Source organism: Halomonas saccharevitans (assembly GCF_900116405.1).
Taxonomy (GTDB): Bacteria; Pseudomonadota; Gammaproteobacteria; order Pseudomonadales; family Halomonadaceae; genus Halomonas; species Halomonas saccharevitans.
This window is the reverse complement of record NZ_FPAQ01000088.1, coordinates 1-1,399: the sequence shown is the minus strand read 5'-3', so window position 1 is coordinate 1,399 and position 1,399 is coordinate 1. Positions and strand designations below refer to the sequence as shown.

Annotated in this window: 1 protein-coding gene; it reads left to right on the top strand. The window is 65.1% G+C overall.

The annotated features are described in order from the left end of the window. Window positions 1-466 precede the first annotated feature (466 nt). Window positions 467-1,399: group II intron reverse transcriptase/maturase (gene ltrA / locus BM388_RS17465; RefSeq protein WP_089852509.1), on the top strand; the 933-nt coding region annotated here is incomplete at its 3' end.

Below are 1,399 nucleotides of genomic sequence, written 5' to 3'. Positions count from 1 at the left end.
TGGGTGCGCCAGGCATGGCGCGCAGCGCCTGACTGGCGCTGTTCCCGAGGGTGGTGCCTCGGGATGACTTGGGGGTGGAAGTCCCCTGCACGCCCGGCAAGGGGAAGTGCTAGCCGACGGCAAGGGTGTCTCCCGCGAGGGGGAATCTGAAGGAAGCCCGAGGCAAAACGCTGGCCTGACGAACAGGAAGCGGATACGAGGCGTCATGGCGGGGTGAGATGGCCCAATTCATCAAAGCCCGGTACTTGCACGGAACGTCATGACGTATATCCGACAGGCATAAGCAGGAAGGTCGCGCGTCTTACCCTGGGAGATCTGGTGGTCTGCCACGCTGCTACCGGCGTCGAGAGGCGACGGGATGGGCCACCAGACGTCAGCAGAGGCCATAGTAAGTGCCGGTTCACCGCGGCACCAAGGGCCGAACATGAAGAACCGCGAGTAGGCGATGACGTCTCGAGGATCGATCATGAAGACAGACCCTGGCGCTAATACCGTCACTCACCCAGAGGGGCAGGGGCAGTATCCTGAGTCCCGGCCGGTGAGCGTCGAGACGTTCCCGGCGTCGTCATCGTGGACGAAAGCGGAGCCCGCCCCGCTCATGGAGGCCGTGGTAGAGACGGCCAACATGGCGCGGGCTTACCGTAGGGTGGTCGCCAACAAGGGCGCACCGGGTGCCGACGGCATGACGGTGCACCAGCTGGCCGACTACCTGAAGCAACACTGGCCGACGCTGCGCGAGCGGCTGCTGACCGGTGAGTACCACCCCAGCCCGGTCCGAGCTGTTGAGATCCCCAAGCCCAAGGGCGGGACGCGACAGCTCGGCATCCCCACGGTCACAGACCGGTTGATCCAGCAGGCGTTGCTGCAGGTGCTGACGCCGATCTTTGATCCGGGGTTCTCCGCATCGAGCTACGGCTACCGCCCAGGGCGCAGCGCCCAACAGGCCGTTTCGGCCATGAAGGTCCACGTCACTGCCGGCCACCGCTGGGTGGTCGACCTTGACCTGAAAGCCTTCTTCGACCGGGTGAACCACGACCTGCTGATGGCGCGGGTCGCGCGCCGCATCCGCGACAAGCGCGCGTTGCGCTTGATCCGTCGCTATCTGGAAGCCGGGATGTTCCAGGACGGCTTGGCCGCGCCACGCCGGCAGGGGACGCCCCAGGGCGGACCGCTGAGTCCGCTGCTGGCGAATACCCTGCTGGATGACGTGGACAAGGAACTGGAACGTCGCGGCCACTGCTTCTGCCGCTACGCCGACGACATGCAGGTGTATGTCAGGAGTCGGCGAGCAGGCGAGCGCGTCATGACCAGCCTGAGTGATTTTCTCGAGAATTCGCTCAGGCTCACGGTCAATCGCGACAAGAGTGCGGTGGACCGGCCTTGGAACCGGGGGTATCTG